1 protein-coding gene is annotated in these 635 nt (G+C 32.8%); it reads right to left on the minus strand.

Annotated features, from left to right (window positions below):
- Nucleotides 1–73 precede the first annotated feature (73 nt).
- A complete protein-coding gene (locus L987_RS03685; RefSeq protein WP_011303361.1) occupies nt 74–592 on the minus strand; it encodes a type 1 glutamine amidotransferase domain-containing protein in 519 nt (172 codons plus the stop codon).
- Nucleotides 593–635: the final 43 nt, after the last annotated feature.

A 635-nucleotide genomic window follows, 5' to 3' on the forward strand; every position in this document is an offset into this window, starting at 1 on the left:
AAGAGACTAACAGCAAAGTTATAAACTTTGCTGTTAGTCTCTTAGATAATAAATACTGATTGATATTATAAAATTATGCTTTTAATTTTTTAATAATTTCTCTATTGAAATCATCTAAGTCATCTGGGACACGACTCGTTACAATATTGTTATCTATTACAACTGATTCATCAACAACGTGTGCACCAGCATTAGATAAATCTTTACGTACATTGATAACGCCAGTTATTGTGCGGCCCTTTAAATCATCAGTATCAACTAGTAGAAGTGGACCATGACAAATCGCAAATGTAGGCACATCATTTTGAGTAAAATACTTAGTAAATGTACCATAGCGACCTTCTTCATCACCACGTAAATGATCGGGTGAGAATCCGCCAGGAATTAATAATGCATCATAATTTTCTGGTTTCGCATCTGCAATGCTAACATCTACAGTTACTTTCTCCCCATGTTTGCCAACAAGTTCATGTTTTTCTGTATCTCCAATAACTTCAGTCTCAAATCCAGCATTTTCTAATGCTTCTTTTGGACTAGTCAATTCTATATCTTCAAATTCATCTGCTAAAATGATTGCTACTTTTTTAGTCATAATACAACCTACCTTTCAATTATATTTTAAAACCTAAGTACTA

Origin of the sequence: Staphylococcus sp. ZWU0021, assembly GCF_000798895.1 — a bacterium.
GTDB lineage: Bacteria > Bacillota > Bacilli > Staphylococcales > Staphylococcaceae > Staphylococcus > Staphylococcus saprophyticus.

Bases quoted from the DNA above. Each gene is read 5' to 3' on its own strand.
- L987_RS03685 (WP_011303361.1), bottom strand. From the start codon at position 592: ATGACTAAAAAAGTAGCAATCATTTTAGCAGATGAATTTGAAGATATA.